Raw genomic sequence first — 16,122 nt, 5'->3', positions numbered from 1 at the left:
TTTTGTAAATGGCAGATAAAAAGAGTTCCTATTTAGAAGAACAATTAGAAGCAGTCATGAAAAAAGAGGAAGGCACCTACACCTTCATTTTTCAAAGAGAGACAATTAAACTCTTAGACGGTTTAGAAGCGGCACCGATCAAAGACATCAACCCTTCATTTAAAAAAGACATTCAATTAACCGAAGGTGAGGTCATGATCTCAATTGAACCGCCTCCTGCCTATCAGGAATTTCGTTTCATCCATGCAAAGGATGAAAAAAGCAAATGGATTTTTTCATACCAGCTTGTCGATGCAGTTTGCAAACACGACGTGAAGCGGCTGCATCCTATTGTTTCTCCTGAAAACATTGTTTTTCATCAAGGCTTAGCTCCTGCATTTTTGCATTACGGTGTCAAAGAAAGCATCCCGCCATATGAAACCGATGAGCATCGCCTGTTAAAAGAGGTCAAAGCCGTCATTCTTCGAGTGGTTGACCATGAGTATCAGTTTCAGGAATATTTGGCTTATCATGATACGTTGAAATTATCTGAGGTGGCAAAGGAAATCAGTGAAACGCAGTCGCTAGAAGAATTGTCCACCCTTATTCAGCAAAAGATCGAAGCGCTTGAAACGAAAGAAAAAACGCTATTAACCATTCCTAAAAAGAAATGGAAGATCGAACGATACATTGGATTGGGGCTACTTGTCCTTTTGATTCCGGCATTGGTATATACCATTTACACCTTCTTTTTCGCGATGCCGAAACAAGAAGCGTATGTCGAGGCAAACAAATATTATCTCAACAAACAGTATAGCCAAGTGGTGGATACGTTAGAAAGATATCCAGCTAATCAAATGCCAGTCTCTCTTCAATATGAACTGGCCATTTCGTATGTGCAAACGAACCAAGGCAGCCTGTTACTTGATCAGCACAAAAAAGAAATCACGGATACGTACACATTGCAGACTGATCCACAATACTTCCTTTTCTGGATTCACATTGGACAAGGCAATAGCAAGGAAGCACTTGATATTGCACGGGTACTTGGGGACGATCGATACATTTTCACTGCACTCGTTGCCTATCGAAATGAAATCCAAAATGATGATCGTCTCTCTGCTGAAGAAAAACAAAAACAGCTAGATCCAATCATTAAGGAAATGGCGAAATATGAAGAAAAAGAAACAACGGAGACAAGCACCAATGACTCCTCAGGCGCAAGCCAAACAGATGAAACAACTGAACAAAAAGAGCAATCAAAAGCCGATCAGGAGAAAAAAGAGAAAGAATCTGATTCGAAAAAGAAATCCTCTCAGACAAAAAAAGATGAGAAAAAATAATTCTTTCGATACAACTGACAGTTGGTGCTGTCCTATGAGGAGGTGGAGCGTTTGAGTCTTCTTTTGGTTTTTTATGAGGAGGATTATCAAACCGTCCGTTTAGATGAGCAGTTCAATCGAGAAGCTGTGATTGGACCTGAAATAGAGCATACCGTGACAATCTCTTCACTTTCATTTGATGAAGGAGCGATTCGTTTATCACCTGATGAATCGAATGATGGTTTTTTTATTTACCAAGGAGAAAAGAAGAAAGGCAAATTACTTCTACATGAGCCATGTGAAATTGGATCACTCACACTCATTTTACTGGATGCACATCATGATCAACACATTTATTACCTAGGAAATAGAGTAGAGGTGTCTTTTTCAAATGAGGAGAAAGATGAGATCGATGTGTGGAAAGAACAAGCTCATGCTATGTTTCGAGATGCTAAGCAATTCACTTTAGAACAAATTGAAGGAACTTGGTATGTCCTACCTCAGGAAGAGACGATTTATGTGAACGGAAAGCAAATCCACAGACCAGAAAAGATTTATGCAGGAGATGAGCTATTCTGGAACTTTCTGACGGTTACACTTAAAGATGATGATTTATTGCAAGTGACAGGATATGAACCATTTCAAACACGTTTAGAAAAAACAAGACCACCAAGCACAGAAACAAAACAAAAATACCCTTTATACAGACGAACACCGCGTTTAATTTATGATCTGCCTGATGATCGTGTTTCATTTAGTTTTCCTTCACAGGAGAGTGAAAATAACGGCAGAGGGCTTTGGCTTGTTGTCCTCCCGCCGCTTGTGATGCTCATTGTCATGGGGGTTGTTGCTCTTGTCCAGCCGCGCGGGATCTTTATTGTTGTATCGATGGCGATGTTTATCATGACGTTAATTACATCGTCCGTTCAATACTTTAAAGAGAAATCACAGCGCAAAAGACGGGAAGAGAAACGGCAGCGAGTATACTCTCTTTACTTAGAAAACAAGCGGAAAGAGCTGCAGGAGCTGTATGACCGCCAGCAATATATTCTGACGTATCATTATCCGTCCTTTGAACAAATGAAGTACTTAACGTCAGAAATTAGCGGACGTATTTGGGAAAAGACGCTTGTCAGTGACGACTTCTTGCAGCTGCGTCTTGGAACGGGTGCAGTTCCATCAAGCTATGAATTATCGGCGAGCGGCGGCGATATGGCCAATCGTGACATTGATGACTTAATGGAACAAACGCAGCACATGCAAAAAGTCTATCGTGAGGTGAAGGGTGTACCGATAACATTCGGTCTTGCTGACGGTCCAACAGGATTAATTGGAAAGCCTGCGATTGTGAAAAATGAGCTTCATCAGCTTGTTGGCCAGCTTGCTTTCTCGCACAGCTATCACGATTTGAGATTTGTTTTTATCTTTAATGAACATGAGTATGAGAATTGGGAATGGATGAAATGGCTTCCGCACTTCCAGCTGCCTCATACATACGGTAAAGGGTTTATTTACAATGAACAAACACGCGACCAGCTTTTGTCCTCAATTTATGAAATTTTACGTGAGCGTGATTTAGAAGAAGAAAAAGAGAAAAAAATCTTTACGCCTCATTTTGTGTTCATTGTGACAAATCATGAACTCATTGCTGAACATGTTATTTTAGAATATTTAGAAGGCAGCCGGACAGACCTCGGCATCTCCATTATCTTTGCCGCAGAAACAAAGGAAAGCTTAGCTGAAAATATTTCAACGCTTGTCCGTTATATTAACGAAGAAGAAGGAGATATTCTCATTCAGCACAAAAAGGCAGTACGGATTCCATTCCGGCTTGATGCACATCAACGCTCGGACAATGAGCTGTTTGCCAGAACACTGAGAACGTTAGACCATCAAGTCGGAATGACCAACTCGATCCCAGAAACGGTCTCATTCCTTGATTTGTTTCATGCCAAACAGGTAGATGACATTGGCATTCGTGAAAAGTGGCTGACATCTGAAACAGCAAAATCATTATCTGTGCCAATCGGTTATAAAGGAAAAAACGATATTGTCGACCTGAACCTGCATGAAAAAGCACATGGCCCGCACGGCTTGTTAGCTGGCACAACGGGATCAGGGAAAAGTGAATTTTTACAGACGTATATTTTATCCTTGGCTGTACACTTTCACCCGCATGAGGTTGCCTTCCTGCTGATTGATTACAAAGGAGGCGGCATGGCGCAGCCGTTCAGAAATATTCCGCATTTACTTGGCACCATCACAAATATTGAAGGCAGTAAGAACTTTAGTGAAAGAGCGCTTGCCTCGATTAAAAGTGAATTAAAGAAAAGACAGCGGTTGTTTGATCAGTATCATGTGAATCACATCAATGATTATACGAAGCTCTATAAGGAGAAAAAGGCTGAACAGGCGATGCCTCATTTGTTCTTAATCTCTGATGAGTTTGCTGAATTAAAAAGTGAAGAGCCGGATTTTATCAGAGAGCTTGTAAGTGCCGCACGTATTGGCCGAAGCCTTGGTGTCCATCTCATTTTGGCCACACAAAAGCCAGGCGGGGTCATTGACGATCAAATTTGGAGTAACTCCCGCTTTAAGGTCGCACTAAAAGTGCAAGATGCGTCAGACAGTAAGGAAATTTTGAAAAATAGTGATGCCGCGTCGATTACCGTCACTGGCCGGGGATATTTACAAGTAGGGAACAATGAAATCTATGAATTGTTCCAATCGGCTTGGAGCGGTGCACCATATATGGAAGATGGCTACGGATCAGAAGATGACATTGCCATTGTGACAGATACTGGACTCATCCCGTTATCAGGGGTAAGCACAGAGCCGGCAGTGAAAAAAGAGACAGTGACGGAAATTTCTGCTGTTGTGGATGAAATTGAACGTATGCAGCAGGAGCTTGGGATTGAGAAGCTCCCGAGTCCATGGCTTCCACCGCTTGAAGAGCGTATTCCAAAAACACGTTATGCATCGAGTGAAGAGCATGTCTTCCATTTTGCGCTTGTCGATGAGCCAGATCAGCAAAGCCAGCATCCGCTTTCTTATCAAATGATGGAAGACGGGAATATTGGAATCTTCGGTTCCTCTGGCTACGGCAAATCGCTTGCTGCCACGACACTGCTCATGAGCTTTGCGGAGAGATATTCACCTGAAGAATGGCATGCGTATATTTATGACTTCGGAAACGGGACCTTGCTTCCGCTAGCCAAACTGCCGCACACGGCTGATTATTTCTTAATGGATCAAATGAGGAAAATTCAAAAGTCGATGAAGCGTCTGCGTGAAGAGGTTGAATACCGCAAGCGGTTATTCAGACAGCAAGAAATGAGTCATATTAAAATGTACAATGCTTTGAATGAGAAAAAGCTTCCGTTCATTTTTATCGTGATCGACAACTTTGACGTTGTCAAAGACGAAATGCATGATCTCGAATCTGAATTTATCCAGCTGAGCCGTGATGGACAGTCTTTGGGCATTTACTTCTTGATCACAGCGACTCGGGTAAACGCTGTGCGCCAATCACTCATGAACAACCTGAAAACAAAGATTGTTCATTACTTGATGGATCAAGGAGAGGCGTATTCGATTATTGGCAGACCGAAATTCAGCTTAGAGCCGATTCCGGGACGAGTCATTATCAACAAGGAAGAGCTTTATTTTGCGCAAATGTTCTTACCAGTTGAAGGAGAGAACGATCTCGAATTGTTTGAGCATCTGAAACAAGAGATTCAGCTTCTTCATGAGCGCTTTCAAGAGGCTGAAAAACCAAAGCCTGTGCCAATGCTGCCTGATAAGCTGACAGTTTGGGAGCTTGAGAGTCATTTAGAAGAGCAAAAACAGCCTTACGACATTCCAGTAGGATTAGATGAAGAATCTGTGGCACCTGTTTACTTTGATTTGAAAAAGAATAAACACTGCCTCATCATCGGTCAAACGCAGCGAGGGAAAACAAATGTGACAAAACTGATGCTTGATCAGTTGTTAGAGGCAAAACCTGAAAAGCTGGCCGTCTTTGATTCAATCGATCGGGGTCTTTCCCATTATGCAAAAGAAGAGAACATCAATTACCTTGAAACAAAGGATGATATCACCGAATGGGCAGAGGAAATGGACCGCTTATTCAAGGTGCGGGAAGAGATATACGTTGAAGCTGTACGACAAGGGGAGACCGATCAGTTGTCATTTCCTCAAGTTGTACTTGTGATCGATGGCATCACACGTTTTCAGCAGACGATCGATCCGCGCTTGCAAGATCAATTGGCTGATTTCATGAAGTCATATGCACACCTAGGCTTTAGCCTGATTGCATCAGGGAATCATACCGAATTCAGTAAGGGCTATGATGCATTGACTAATGAAATCAAACAAGTTCGTCATGCCATGTTACTCATGAAAAAATCAGAGCAAAACATCATACCGCTTCCGTATGCAAGACAAGAACCAGACATTCAGCCAGGCTTCGGGTATTTGGTTGAAAACGGGAAAGAGAAGAAAATCCAGGTTCCTTTATGTGCGGTAGAAAGGAAGAGTGTTCAATGACAGAGCAGCAAAAAAGCTCCATCAAAATCGTATCCACTATGATATTGATTCTTGTTTTGCCGGTTTTATTTTTCCATCTCATTGGGGATGATCCGGCAAAACAGAAGAAGAATGCCACACGTAATATTGCTGTGGTCAATGAGGATATGGGAGCGAGCGAAAGTGAAAACACCGCTCGTTTCGGGCAGGATGTGGTTGCAGCATTATCAGAGCGTCCCGATTATACATGGACCGTAGTCAATCGGAGTGCGGCGGAAAATGGACTGAAAAACAGAAAGTACGACGCTGTCCTCTATATTCCGTCTGATTTCTCTAAAAATGTGCTGAGCTATGATAAAGACCATCCTGAAAAGGCATCCATTCAATTTTCGATTCAAGATCAGCTCAATGCAGTCAATAAAGAAAAAGTGCAAAGAGAGCTGGAAAATGCGCAAAAGAAAATGAATGAACAGATGTCGACGTTATACTGGAGTTTTGTGTCACAGGAAATCGGCAATGTCAGAGAAGAGTTTGAGCATATTGTCGGCAAAGAAGTCGAATTCCAAAACACGATGTATAACTTCTATAAGCCAAACTCGAACAAACTATCTGATGCCGTCCAGCAGCAGAAGAAACAAATCGAAGAATTAAAAAATGCGATGACCGATTCACAAAAACAGTATAAAGACGGTTTGAGTACAACAGAAGAAGCGAAGAGCCAGCTAAAGGACTTTGTGAAAGTAGTGGATCAATATCAGCAGTATCAAGACAAACAAAAGGATCTCTTGATCAAAGCGCAATCCGCAAGCAAAAAACAAATCCAGCAGGGGCTTAAGCAGCTCGCTGACATTCAAAACCAAAATGCCCGCAGCTTTAGTGATCAAATGGGCGGACTAAAAACAGACATGAATGGGGTACAAAGCCAGCTGAAAACAACAGACAGCGCCATTCAATCTGTTCAAAAGTCAAGAGAGGACGCCATTCCTAAGCAAGCAACGGGATTAACGGATCTTGTGATGGCGTCTCAGAAGGAACTGATTAAAAACTATGAAGATCGTTACTTAGAAGACTATCGAAATAAGATATCAGCCTTACAGACGAAGCTATTGGCAAAACGGCAAGAGTTGATGGATGAGCCTGAGCCTCCAGTTGACTCTGATGATGACGGGCAATCAGATCAAGATAATGAAAACCCAGAAGAGATTGGGATTAACCTAGATGAAGAAACAAATGAGCTCTCGCAAATTTCAACAGAAATGGACGATCTTGCAGATCAATTAGGAGAACAGGAGACGCCGCCTTCTACTGAAGATGGTAAAGAAGGTGAAGGCGATGAAAATCCTGCTCAGCCAGATACCGGCAGCACGAATTCATCTCAGGATGACCTTAAAGCACTCTCGACTCGTTTAGAAGAAGTGAAAAAGAAGATTCAAGAAAAAGCTACCGCTCATAATGACCAATTGAAGGACAAAGTGAGTCAGATGAGTAAAGAGCTTGAGAGCCTTACGAAAAAAGTAGAAAAGCTTGAAAAGATGTTCCTATGGTTACAAGATCGATATAATGTGATTCCAAATGAAATCAAAAATCAGGAATCCTCTATTTTAAGCAAAGTAAAAGAGCTGAAGCGCAGAAACTCTCCGATTGGTGAAGCCTTTAAGGATAACCTTTTTGAGAAAAAGTTTGAAACAAATTCAACAAAAACTAAAAAATTAATGGAGTATTCCAATCAACTCGCCCAGTTAGAGATGATGATGGTTAATGTCTATCAACCATCTAATAACTCTTCTCTACTAGACACAAAAGGAGAGGAAATCCAGTCCATCCTCTCCATCAAAAAAGAAGAAACAGAAAACTGGGACACGCTCAAAAATCAAATGCTGACGTCAAACGATGATGTGTCTACTTTTATTGATGAGATGCAGAAATTTTCAGATGGCTATGCAGAATATATCTCGACGCAGCAGGCAAGTATGGAACAGGAATTAAATACGATTTCTGAAAGTGCGGACAATGTGGCTGAGCAAATGGCTGATCAAGGAGATGCGGTGTATACGGCAGACCTTGCAGGCAGTTCCATTGTCGTTAGTGCGCAGGATTCAATCGGTCAGGAAGTGCTTCGTCTTTCTGAAAATATGAGTTCGTTAACCGACCGCCAAAAAGGGGTGGCGGATTATACGAATAACATTGAAGAGAGTGTGACTACGGTTCAAGAAAAGGCGGATACGCTGAATGAAAACTGGAGCAAGAATGTAGATTCAACGAAGCTTGTTCAGCATGATTTAAATGGTATTTTAGGAAACACATTAAGCGATCAAGTCAATAGCAACTATGTGTATAACCACTTAGCCAACCCGCTGAAAATTAGCGGGGATGTGCCGGAAGAAAAAACGCAGACTGTACCACCAGTAGTCATTTTGATCATTGTGATGATTAGCAGTTTATTGATTGGCTTTTTTAGCTCGTATTATGCGGCGGCTCCGATGCTGGTCAAAGGTGCACTGTTTGGCATTTTGAATCTTTTAGTTGGGCTCATGATCAGCTTGTTTGGACTTAACATCTACAAACTCGCAGATGATCAAGCCATTCAATGGTCGATTTTCACGATTTTGCTGTTGGTGACTTGTTCAGCCTTTATTCGCACGGCTTTCCTTTTCGGATCTATTGCCGGATGGATGGCAGCAACGGCGCTTATTTTCTTCTTTGTCGCTCCGTTAATTGATTTGGTGATGCCGAATTTCCACTTTACAAATCCGGTGACAGACGTGTATATGTCGATCCAATACGGGAATGGGGACAATCTTGGAATGGGTATCACAGGGTTAGTGATTTTAACGGTCCTCTTAATGGTCATACCACTTGTGACAAAGCTATGGAAAGATAAGACAGAGGAACGTGATGTGACACATGAGGCTTAATCTGTTCATGAAAGGGATGGCACTTTGTGTCATATCCCTTTTTCTCCTCATCCCTGCTGCTTTCGCTGCTGGTGAAGATACGGATACAAACGTCAAGCCGAATGAATATCAGGAAAAGGAACTCAATATTAACTCGAGTATATTGAGGGATCAAACGAAATACGAACAAAGCAAAACAACGACAAAAGTCAAAACAGACATTCATTTTGCTGAACCGCCTAAAACTTCGGGTGGGCATCTTTCTCCACAGCTATTCAGTGATCTGAAAGAGAACCCGCCTAAAACACCAGCTCATATGATGAAAGAGATGAACATCTCTTTTAGCGATTCGGCTGTATCAGCACCTTCTGTCGATGATCATGAGAAGCAGACATCAGCGCTGCTTCCTATCATTTTTGGTTTCTTGATTGCCTCTGGCATCGTCGTGATGATCATCCTGATTCCAAAAGTGAATGTAAAAGCTGAAAAGAAATAGCCTGTCTCTTTTAAAAGGGGCAGGCTTTTCTATATGCAGATTACTTGATGTCAAGCCGATTCACTACGTAAAATAGTGTTATCAAGGGAGGGGATTGTCATTCGAATTTCAATCGTTACAGGAGGATCAAAAGGATTTGGCCTAGCACTTGTGAACCGGCTGCTTTCACGTGGGGATCATGTGTACACTGCGGCAAGAAGTGCAGCACCAATATCCGATCCAAAGCTCACACATACACAGGTTGACCTGACAGATGAAGTAGCAGCTGCCGCATGGCTTCAAGATATTCTGTCCCCGCAAACATTGGTAGACGCTGATGACATCTTATTCGTCAATAATGCTGGAATGGTGACCCCTATCAAACGCGTTGGGCAAGGCGGACAAGAAACGCTTCATCAGCATTATACGTTGAACCTTGTCATTCCTGTTTTGCTTAGTCATGTATTTGCTGAACAGACTCAATCATTCAAAGGGAAGAAAACAATCGTTCATCTTTCTTCTGGAGCGGCTAAAAACCCATACAAAGGATGGAGTGCGTATTGCAGCTCAAAGGCGGGACTCGATATGTTTATGAGGACTTTACATGAGGAACAGCAAAACGAGGCGCATCCTATTAACACGTTTTCCTTTTCACCTGGGACGATTGATACAGATATGCAGGGAGAGATTCGGAAGTCATCAAAACAGGACTTCGAACAAATTGAACGTTTTCAGCAATTATATGAAACAGGCACACTGAAGAGTCCAAATGAAGTCGCAAGTATTTTGCTCGACCTTTTAGCGGATGATCCAGTTGGCGGATGTGTATACGATGCACGTGAATATGTGAAAAAGCAGTCATAACGACTGCTCAGCGTGAAGACAAACCCTCCCATTCGGTGTCAGTCCTGCAGGCTAGTGTTCACGAATGTTCGCTCTGCGCCAGTACTCGGCCTTTCTGGACTTCAAGGGTTTTCATATCACGCTAAAAAGAAGACAAAGAGCTAAAATAAAGTTCATTTTAGCCCTTTGTCAACAATTTTGAAGCAGTCATAACGACTGCTTTTTTCTTATGGTACAAGCAAGAACGGCTGATTTGGCATAAGCTAATCTTGAGACTCACAGGAAATATGACAGAACATTTGAGTTTCTTTTCAGAATATGTTAGGATGCTAAAAATATAGATAAGGAGGGGTCTCCATGAGAAAGGTTACATTAATGGATGTTTATACCCATCCAGTCGCTCAAAAGTATTTAAATCGTTCAGGAAAAGCCCATGCAATTGCTTGTGCTTATCACGCATTCAAGCTGGCGATGCAGGCAGGAATTAACCCAGACCTTGCTGTGAAAGCAGCGCTCTTGCATGACATCGGTCACTATGAATGGTATACTGCCGGCGGAGAATGGGATTACGAGACATATAGACGCAATGATATTCATGCCATTAAAGGAGCAGAACGGGCTCACAAACTGCTCATACGGCTCGGAGAGGAACCAAAAGCAGCCAAAGATATTGCGCTGGCGATTCTGCTTCACACGGATTCTTATTTGCCAGAGGGCGACCTGCATAAGGACACACTCCAGCAAATTGTGAAGAAAGCAGATGAAATGGATGAAGAGCCTGGTGGACACCATCACTACCGCCAAATAGATGAATCACTTGCACTTAAAAAAATTGCTGATTTGGATCAGAAGGTGCAGCAGGCACTTCAGCCCATGAAACGCTCTGTTTAGTATGGGATGTCTCCATGAATATTTCCATGCTGATCCACATACAATGTGCGAATAACGGTACGGTTAAACGCAGATGTTCCTGAAGTCGTGAGTCCCGTGTAATGTACCGTGACGGAATAAGCACCTTCTTTTTTCAATTGAACGGCTGATGAAGAGCTCGTTTTAAGTGGATGATCCTTTTGTGCATCCTTAAAGTAAACGGTCTCTACTGTTTTGCTTAACCGTTTGATCAGACGGCTCGAATGTGTTGATGCATCCCCTGATTTCGCTGCAACAATTTTGATTTCGTCATTTAATGGTGAATCAAAGGATACAAGCAGCAAATAAGGAGTCTTTTTTCCTGAATTCGATCGAATCGTCCATTCTCCAGGAACGGGTTTATTGATCTGCACATGGTGTGAATATGCGCCTTCATATGGGAAAGATGCTTCCGATGTCTTAAGGTTTGTTAAGACGTCTCCATTTGGGGCGACGATTTCCGGCTGTGCTTCCTCTCTTTCATTTAACCACTGAATCGATAAGCCATTCGTTCCTTCCTCTACATAGAATGCTTCTGTTTTATCCTTTTCACTTTCGCCACCTTTTACGTAAACATCTGTATTCAGCTCAGCAGAGACTGACTCTTGTTTCGGGTTATCATCATTTTCAGCGCTTGCGGTGCTTGCCAGCAGCTGATGTTGGAACACTGGGAACATGCTTGTGCCGTTTTTGATCGAATAGTGATCCCATTTTCCCGTTAGGATATTGTTTGCGTATGATAGCCTTGTGCTGCTTACCGTGACAGCGCCATCGTTTGCACCAAAGCTTTTTAAATACATGCCGCCTAAATAAAGCACACTGCCAAATGTTCCCCATTCCGAACCAGAATAGGTGACATATTTATTGGGAAACGTCTCTAATCGGTCAGTTTCACTTCGAAAAGCCGCCATAAGACCCGTTTGCAGAGAATAGAGTGCATCGCTTTTTTGTCCAAGTATTTGCGCAAGCCAGCTCCCGCCCTTGCTATACGCTAAATCGGCAAGCGGCGTCCCGTAATGAGGGGACCCGAGTGTGATGACCTTATCAACATATGGATGGGCATTGTAATACACAAGTGCTGACTGTGTATCTATTCCGCCTTTACTATGACCGATCACAATGAGTTTTCTTCCGAAAAAATCATAGATTTCTTTTAGCTTTTCTGCTAATAGTTTGCCATTCTTTTTCATGTCCTGATCTGGATGCAAATCTATGAATGCGCTCTCGTATCCGTTCAGAACAGCCTGTTTTGCCATATCGTTTCGATCGAACCAAGTGGAGGAAGAGCTATTAATACCATGAACAAAGACAAGAGGGGGTTTTGACTCTTCTTTTTGAACTGGCTCTTCTCCTTTAAACCACTTTCCTGGTGTTCCAGGGTCATCTCCAATTGTGCCTGCATACGCATAACTTGCAGAGGATAGAAAGAGCATGACAGCAACGATACAGATTAATTTTTTCAAAATAATTCACCTCTTCAAATGATTTAAATTGTTGGCAGCACCAATCTATTATACTTCTAAAAAATGTAAAAAAATATAATTTGTAAAAATATGGTATTAATGTTGTAGTTTTGCTGAGTGACACTCACATGGGTCATTGCATACGCTGTAGGTAAATACACAAGTAAAGGGGCAGGTAGGATGGCACAACAAGGAAGTCCACAGCTTGTTTCATTAGTTGATCCATATGTTTATCAAACATTGCAGAAAGTGGTCGGTATGAGATTGATTGTTCAAACAGTAAAAGATACTGTGCGTGGAAAATTGAAGGAAGTCATGCCGGATCATATTGTGATTGAGGCGGGGACAAAATCAGTTTTTTATGTGCGGATCCAGCAAATCGTGTCGGTGATGCCTGATCACAGTGAAAGAGTGTAACAAGCAGACGCATAGGTGTCTGCTTTTTTCATGCTTACAGAATGTATATCTGCAAATAGTGCATGATATACCAATTGTTCTTTTTTTTCATAAAATGTGGTTCTAAAACAAGAAGCAGTTGACAGAAGGTGGGTTGAATAGTAGTTTTTTAATAAGATCAATATGTAACAGGAGGAGCATCTTTGTTAAAATCTAAAGTTCATTTTTGGACATTCCAAATACTACTTGTTTTACTCATTGTGTATGTATCAACAAAGGTTTCGTTTTTATTTCAACCGATTATTTTATTTGCGTCAACACTGTTTGTCCCTATCTTGCTGGCAGGTATTCTCTTTTTCATTTTTAATCCAATTGTGCGATTCTTGTCCAAGAAGATTCCTAGGTCACTCGCCATCCTGATCATTTATCTCCTGTTCATCGGGCTCATCACATTCATCGTCAATGCTGCCGGACCTGTCATTGTCACGCAGTTAGGCGGACTTGTCAAAAGCTTCCCTGGATATGTGACGGATATGCAGAAATTTATCAACGACTTCTCACACTCTAAAACATTTACTTGGATGATGAATCAAGATTATGTGTCTGTCTCAAAGTTTGAACAGACGATCGTTTCGACATTAAAAGATTTACCGGAAAATATTGCTTCAAGCATGTCTGCGGTGTTTGGCGTGATTGCAAATATTGCCCTTGCCGTGATTACGGTTCCGTTTATTTTATTTTACATGCTGAAAGACGGACATAAGTTTCCGGACAAGCTCGTTCAATTTTTGCCAATGCCTTACCGCAAGGAAGGGCTGAAAATCTTCAAAGAATTAAACGACACGCTTGCTGCTTACATACAGGGGCAAATTGTTGTTTGTTTATTTGTCGGAGTTGCTTGTTTTATCGGTTACTTATTAATTGGTGTGAAATATGCGCTCATTCTCGGCATTATCATTGCGGTCACAAACGTGATTCCCTACCTTGGGCCATATCTTGGCGCGGCACCAGCTGTGCTCATTGCCTTTCTTGATTCGCCTGGAAAAGCGGTTGTAACAGTAATTGTTATTCTTGTCGTCCAGCAAGTCGATGGAAACGTCATTTCTCCATTGATCATTGGGAAACGTCTTAACACACATCCATTGACCATTATCCTGCTATTAATTGGGGCAGGAAGCTTTGGCGGAATACTAGGCATGATCTTTGCGGTCCCTGTCTATGCGCTGCTCAAAGCCATCACACTGAATATTGTGAGATTGGTTCAGTTGCGCCAGCGTTCTCGAAAAGAACAGCATTTAAACGTATAGGACAGATGCACAAATTTCCCCTTTTTGCATAAGATGATTTACATAAGCAGATAGGGGGGATTCTGATGCCTGCAATCGTTGGACCTATTCATATCGAGTCATTAGGAGGAAACGGTGCGGCTACTTTCGGTGATGTTCTGGCCATTGCCCCTTTGGCCGTAGACCACTCTACTGGCGGGGCGGGAGCCTTTAACTCAGGCGATTATATGTCCCTCACAAGTGATCCAAATGCCACCATGCTGTGGGACTTCACACTGTTCGGCCAGCCTCAATCATTTAATGCATAGAAGACAGCTGATGATAAGATGTATCAGCTGTCTTTTTTTATGTTGGATATACACGTATTTATGCGCTGGGCATATGATGAGGGTAGTAAAGGTGGTGGAAAGATGCCAGCTATTGTTGGGCCTATTCATATTGACCGTGTCATTGGAAACGGTTCTGCACATTTCGGTGATGTTTTTGCAATTTCTCCAAAAAGTGTCGATCACTCCGCCGGTGGTTCAGGCACTTATAATGCAGGAGATTTTGTCCAATTTTTCAACAGTCCAAACGTCACGTTTGTTTGGGATTCAAACCTCATCAGCCAGCAAAAGAGCTTTAATGCGTAGACAGCTTTGAAAGGGATCCCTTTTCAGAAGTTGTCTTTTTTTATGGTACAATGGATATGGATGTAAGAAGAAAAAGAGGTGTGAAAAGAGTCAAATGAAAATAAGAAAAGCGCACATCACAAGCGGGCCACCAAAGACCTACAATGTATATTTACATGAAAATAAAAAAGAATATAAAACGCTTGTCGCCGTACCTGATATTGAATGGAGTATTTCCATTGCGTATGAGGACGAAAAAGCGCAGCTTGAACAATCACTTGAACAATCCTTAATGGAAAGAGTAGAAACAGACGAAGCCCGTGAGCTCGCACTAAAGATTGTGCACTGGGTCACAGAAATGTAAATTCAGAAACCAGGAGTGAACACAGCGATGAAAGAAGAATCCGTAGACTTTTATTTGCAGCAAGGGATATTTGGACATGCTGAAACAAAACCCGATGAAAGAAGAATGTTTCTCGGTTCATTAAGGGAACGAGCGCTTCTCGTCCTGACAAAGGGACAGGTATCAAGAAATAAACCGTATCAAGAGGTAGAAAAAGTATTAAAGGCCAATCGGCAAGCCACTGTTCTTTTAAATGGTGAATTGTCTTATGCTTCTTATTCTCAATATGTCAAAATGGCAAATGCCAATGGATGCTCTTTTAAAGTGGTGAATCATCACGAAGCACACTCGCCTTTTGGTCTTGTCATAGAGGCGCCAAGTGCGATCAATCAAGAGCACATCTATATAGAAGATGAGCTGTTTCAAAACGCTTTTTCTCGTGAATCTGTTGAATAGGTTTCCCTAGTGAAATGAATAGGCTATAATGATTCAAAAGAGCATATGGGAGAGATGCGGATGGGCAAAGCATTGATTTGTATTGATTATACAGTTGATTTTGTTGCAGACGATGGAAAACTGACATGCGGAAAGCCTGGGCAGGCGATTGAACCTAAGATCACAGAGATCACTTCTTCGTTTATTGATGAAGGACACTTTGTCGTCTTTGCGGTCGATCATCATGAAGAAGAGGACCCTTATCATCCAGAGACAAAGTTATTTCCGCCCCATAATATTCGCGGGACAGAGGGAATTGAACTTTATGGAAAACTAAGTTCACTATTTCACACGTCAAAACATTTAAAACATGTCTACTATATGGAAAAAACAAGATACTCTGCTTTTGCAGGCACACAATTAGAAATGAAACTGCGCGAGCGTGGCATCACTGAACTTCATTTAGCCGGAGTGTGTACCGATATTTGTGTACTTCATACAGCTGTTGATGCGTACAATAAAGGCTTTGAGCTTGTGATCCACCAGAAGGCCGTGGCAAGTTTTAATGAAGCGGGGCACAAGTGGGCACTTTCTCACTTTGAGCAGACGCTTGGTGCGAAAGTGGTTAAGTAAGGGAAG

At 42.0% G+C, this 16,122-nt stretch carries 14 protein-coding genes; 13 read left to right on the top strand and 1 reads right to left on the bottom strand.

Going from position 1 to position 16,122, the window contains the following annotated elements; genetic code table 11:
- Positions 1–8 precede the first annotated feature (8 nt).
- From essB to C6W18_RS06180, 6 genes are all read left to right on the top strand, one after another.
- Positions 9–1,322 carry a type VII secretion protein EssB gene (gene essB, locus C6W18_RS06205; RefSeq protein ID WP_034317111.1) on the top strand — a complete coding sequence of 438 codons (1,314 nt, stop codon included), beginning with the start codon at positions 9–11 and terminating at the stop codon, positions 1,320–1,322.
- Between the two features lie 51 nt (positions 1,323–1,373).
- On the top strand, positions 1,374–5,849 hold the full coding sequence (essC, locus tag C6W18_RS06200) for a type VII secretion protein EssC (RefSeq protein WP_105926700.1): 4,476 nt from the start codon (positions 1,374–1,376) through the stop codon (positions 5,847–5,849).
- Complete coding sequence (gene esaA, locus C6W18_RS06195) at positions 5,846–8,743, top strand: type VII secretion protein EsaA (protein WP_105926698.1); 2,898 nt, start codon at positions 5,846–5,848, stop codon at positions 8,741–8,743. Before essC ends, esaA begins: the two co-directional genes overlap by 4 nt.
- Before the next feature lie 7 nt (positions 8,744–8,750).
- Positions 8,751–9,218 carry a type VII secretion protein EssA gene (gene essA, locus C6W18_RS06190; protein ID WP_223251649.1) on the top strand — a complete coding sequence of 156 codons (468 nt, stop codon included), beginning with the start codon at positions 8,751–8,753 and terminating at the stop codon, positions 9,216–9,218.
- 99 nt (positions 9,219–9,317) lie between these two features.
- Positions 9,318–10,061 carry a (S)-benzoin forming benzil reductase gene (locus C6W18_RS06185; protein WP_223251667.1) on the top strand — a complete coding sequence of 248 codons (744 nt, stop codon included), beginning with the start codon at positions 9,318–9,320 and terminating at the stop codon, positions 10,059–10,061.
- 336 nt (positions 10,062–10,397) lie between these two features.
- The gene (locus C6W18_RS06180; protein ID WP_099681759.1) at positions 10,398–10,931 is read left to right on the top strand and encodes an HD domain-containing protein; all 534 of its coding nucleotides are present in this window, start codon (positions 10,398–10,400) and stop codon (positions 10,929–10,931) included.
- On the opposite strand, the gene C6W18_RS06175 is transcribed toward C6W18_RS06180, so the two are convergent.
- On the bottom strand, positions 10,928–12,412 hold the full coding sequence (locus C6W18_RS06175; RefSeq protein ID WP_105926693.1) for an esterase/lipase family protein: 1,485 nt from the start codon (positions 12,410–12,412) through the stop codon (positions 10,928–10,930). The two genes, C6W18_RS06180 and C6W18_RS06175, sit on opposite strands and share 4 nt — an antisense overlap.
- Positions 12,413–12,592: 180 nt before the next feature.
- On the opposite strand from C6W18_RS06175, the gene C6W18_RS06170 reads away from it, so the two are divergent.
- The 7 genes from C6W18_RS06170 (at position 12,593) to C6W18_RS06140 (ending at position 16,116) form a co-directional block, all read left to right on the top strand.
- On the top strand, positions 12,593–12,829 hold the full coding sequence (locus tag C6W18_RS06170) for a YuzF family protein (RefSeq protein WP_099681761.1): 237 nt from the start codon (positions 12,593–12,595) through the stop codon (positions 12,827–12,829).
- Positions 12,830–13,011: 182 nt separating this feature from the next.
- Entirely contained in the window at positions 13,012–14,115 is a 1,104-nt protein-coding gene (locus C6W18_RS06165) for an AI-2E family transporter (RefSeq protein WP_034317128.1), read from the top strand.
- A gap of 65 nt (positions 14,116–14,180) precedes the next feature.
- On the top strand, positions 14,181–14,402 hold the full coding sequence (locus tag C6W18_RS06160) for a spore germination protein (protein WP_003213446.1): 222 nt from the start codon (positions 14,181–14,183) through the stop codon (positions 14,400–14,402).
- Between the two features lie 102 nt (positions 14,403–14,504).
- Complete coding sequence (locus C6W18_RS06155; RefSeq protein ID WP_034317131.1) at positions 14,505–14,726, top strand: spore germination protein; 222 nt, start codon at positions 14,505–14,507, stop codon at positions 14,724–14,726.
- 94 nt (positions 14,727–14,820) lie between these two features.
- Positions 14,821–15,069 (top strand): YueH family protein, encoded by a 249-nt coding sequence (locus tag C6W18_RS06150; protein WP_034317134.1) that lies wholly within the window; start codon positions 14,821–14,823, stop codon positions 15,067–15,069.
- A 27-nt stretch (positions 15,070–15,096) separates the two neighbouring features.
- The gene (locus C6W18_RS06145) at positions 15,097–15,504 is read left to right on the top strand and encodes a YueI family protein (protein WP_105926691.1); all 408 of its coding nucleotides are present in this window, start codon (positions 15,097–15,099) and stop codon (positions 15,502–15,504) included.
- 60 nt (positions 15,505–15,564) lie between these two features.
- Positions 15,565–16,116 carry a cysteine hydrolase family protein gene (locus tag C6W18_RS06140; RefSeq protein WP_105926689.1) on the top strand — a complete coding sequence of 184 codons (552 nt, stop codon included), beginning with the start codon at positions 15,565–15,567 and terminating at the stop codon, positions 16,114–16,116.
- The last annotated feature ends 6 nt before the right edge of the window (positions 16,117–16,122 follow it).

Origin of the sequence: Bacillus sp. LLTC93 (assembly GCF_002993125.1) — a bacterium.
Taxonomy (GTDB): Bacteria; Bacillota; Bacilli; order Bacillales; family Bacillaceae; genus Bacillus; species Bacillus zhangzhouensis.
Note: the sequence above shows the minus strand (reverse complement) of the source record. Positions and strands in the feature narration are given on the sequence as shown.

Coding starts and splice junctions, on each gene's coding strand:
- C6W18_RS06180 (WP_099681759.1), top strand. CDS start 10,398: ATGAGAAAGGTTACATTAATGGATGTTTATACCCATCCAGTCGCTCAA.
- essA (WP_223251649.1), top strand. CDS start 8,751: ATGAAAGGGATGGCACTTTGTGTCATATCCCTTTTTCTCCTCATCCCT.
- essB (WP_034317111.1), top strand. CDS start 9: ATGGCAGATAAAAAGAGTTCCTATTTAGAAGAACAATTAGAAGCAGTC.
- C6W18_RS06150 (WP_034317134.1), top strand. CDS start 14,821: ATGAAAATAAGAAAAGCGCACATCACAAGCGGGCCACCAAAGACCTAC.
- C6W18_RS06145 (WP_105926691.1), top strand. CDS start 15,097: ATGAAAGAAGAATCCGTAGACTTTTATTTGCAGCAAGGGATATTTGGA.
- C6W18_RS06140 (WP_105926689.1), top strand. CDS start 15,565: ATGGGCAAAGCATTGATTTGTATTGATTATACAGTTGATTTTGTTGCA.
- esaA (WP_105926698.1), top strand. CDS start 5,846: ATGACAGAGCAGCAAAAAAGCTCCATCAAAATCGTATCCACTATGATA.
- C6W18_RS06170 (WP_099681761.1), top strand. CDS start 12,593: ATGGCACAACAAGGAAGTCCACAGCTTGTTTCATTAGTTGATCCATAT.
- C6W18_RS06155 (WP_034317131.1), top strand. CDS start 14,505: ATGCCAGCTATTGTTGGGCCTATTCATATTGACCGTGTCATTGGAAAC.
- C6W18_RS06160 (WP_003213446.1), top strand. CDS start 14,181: ATGCCTGCAATCGTTGGACCTATTCATATCGAGTCATTAGGAGGAAAC.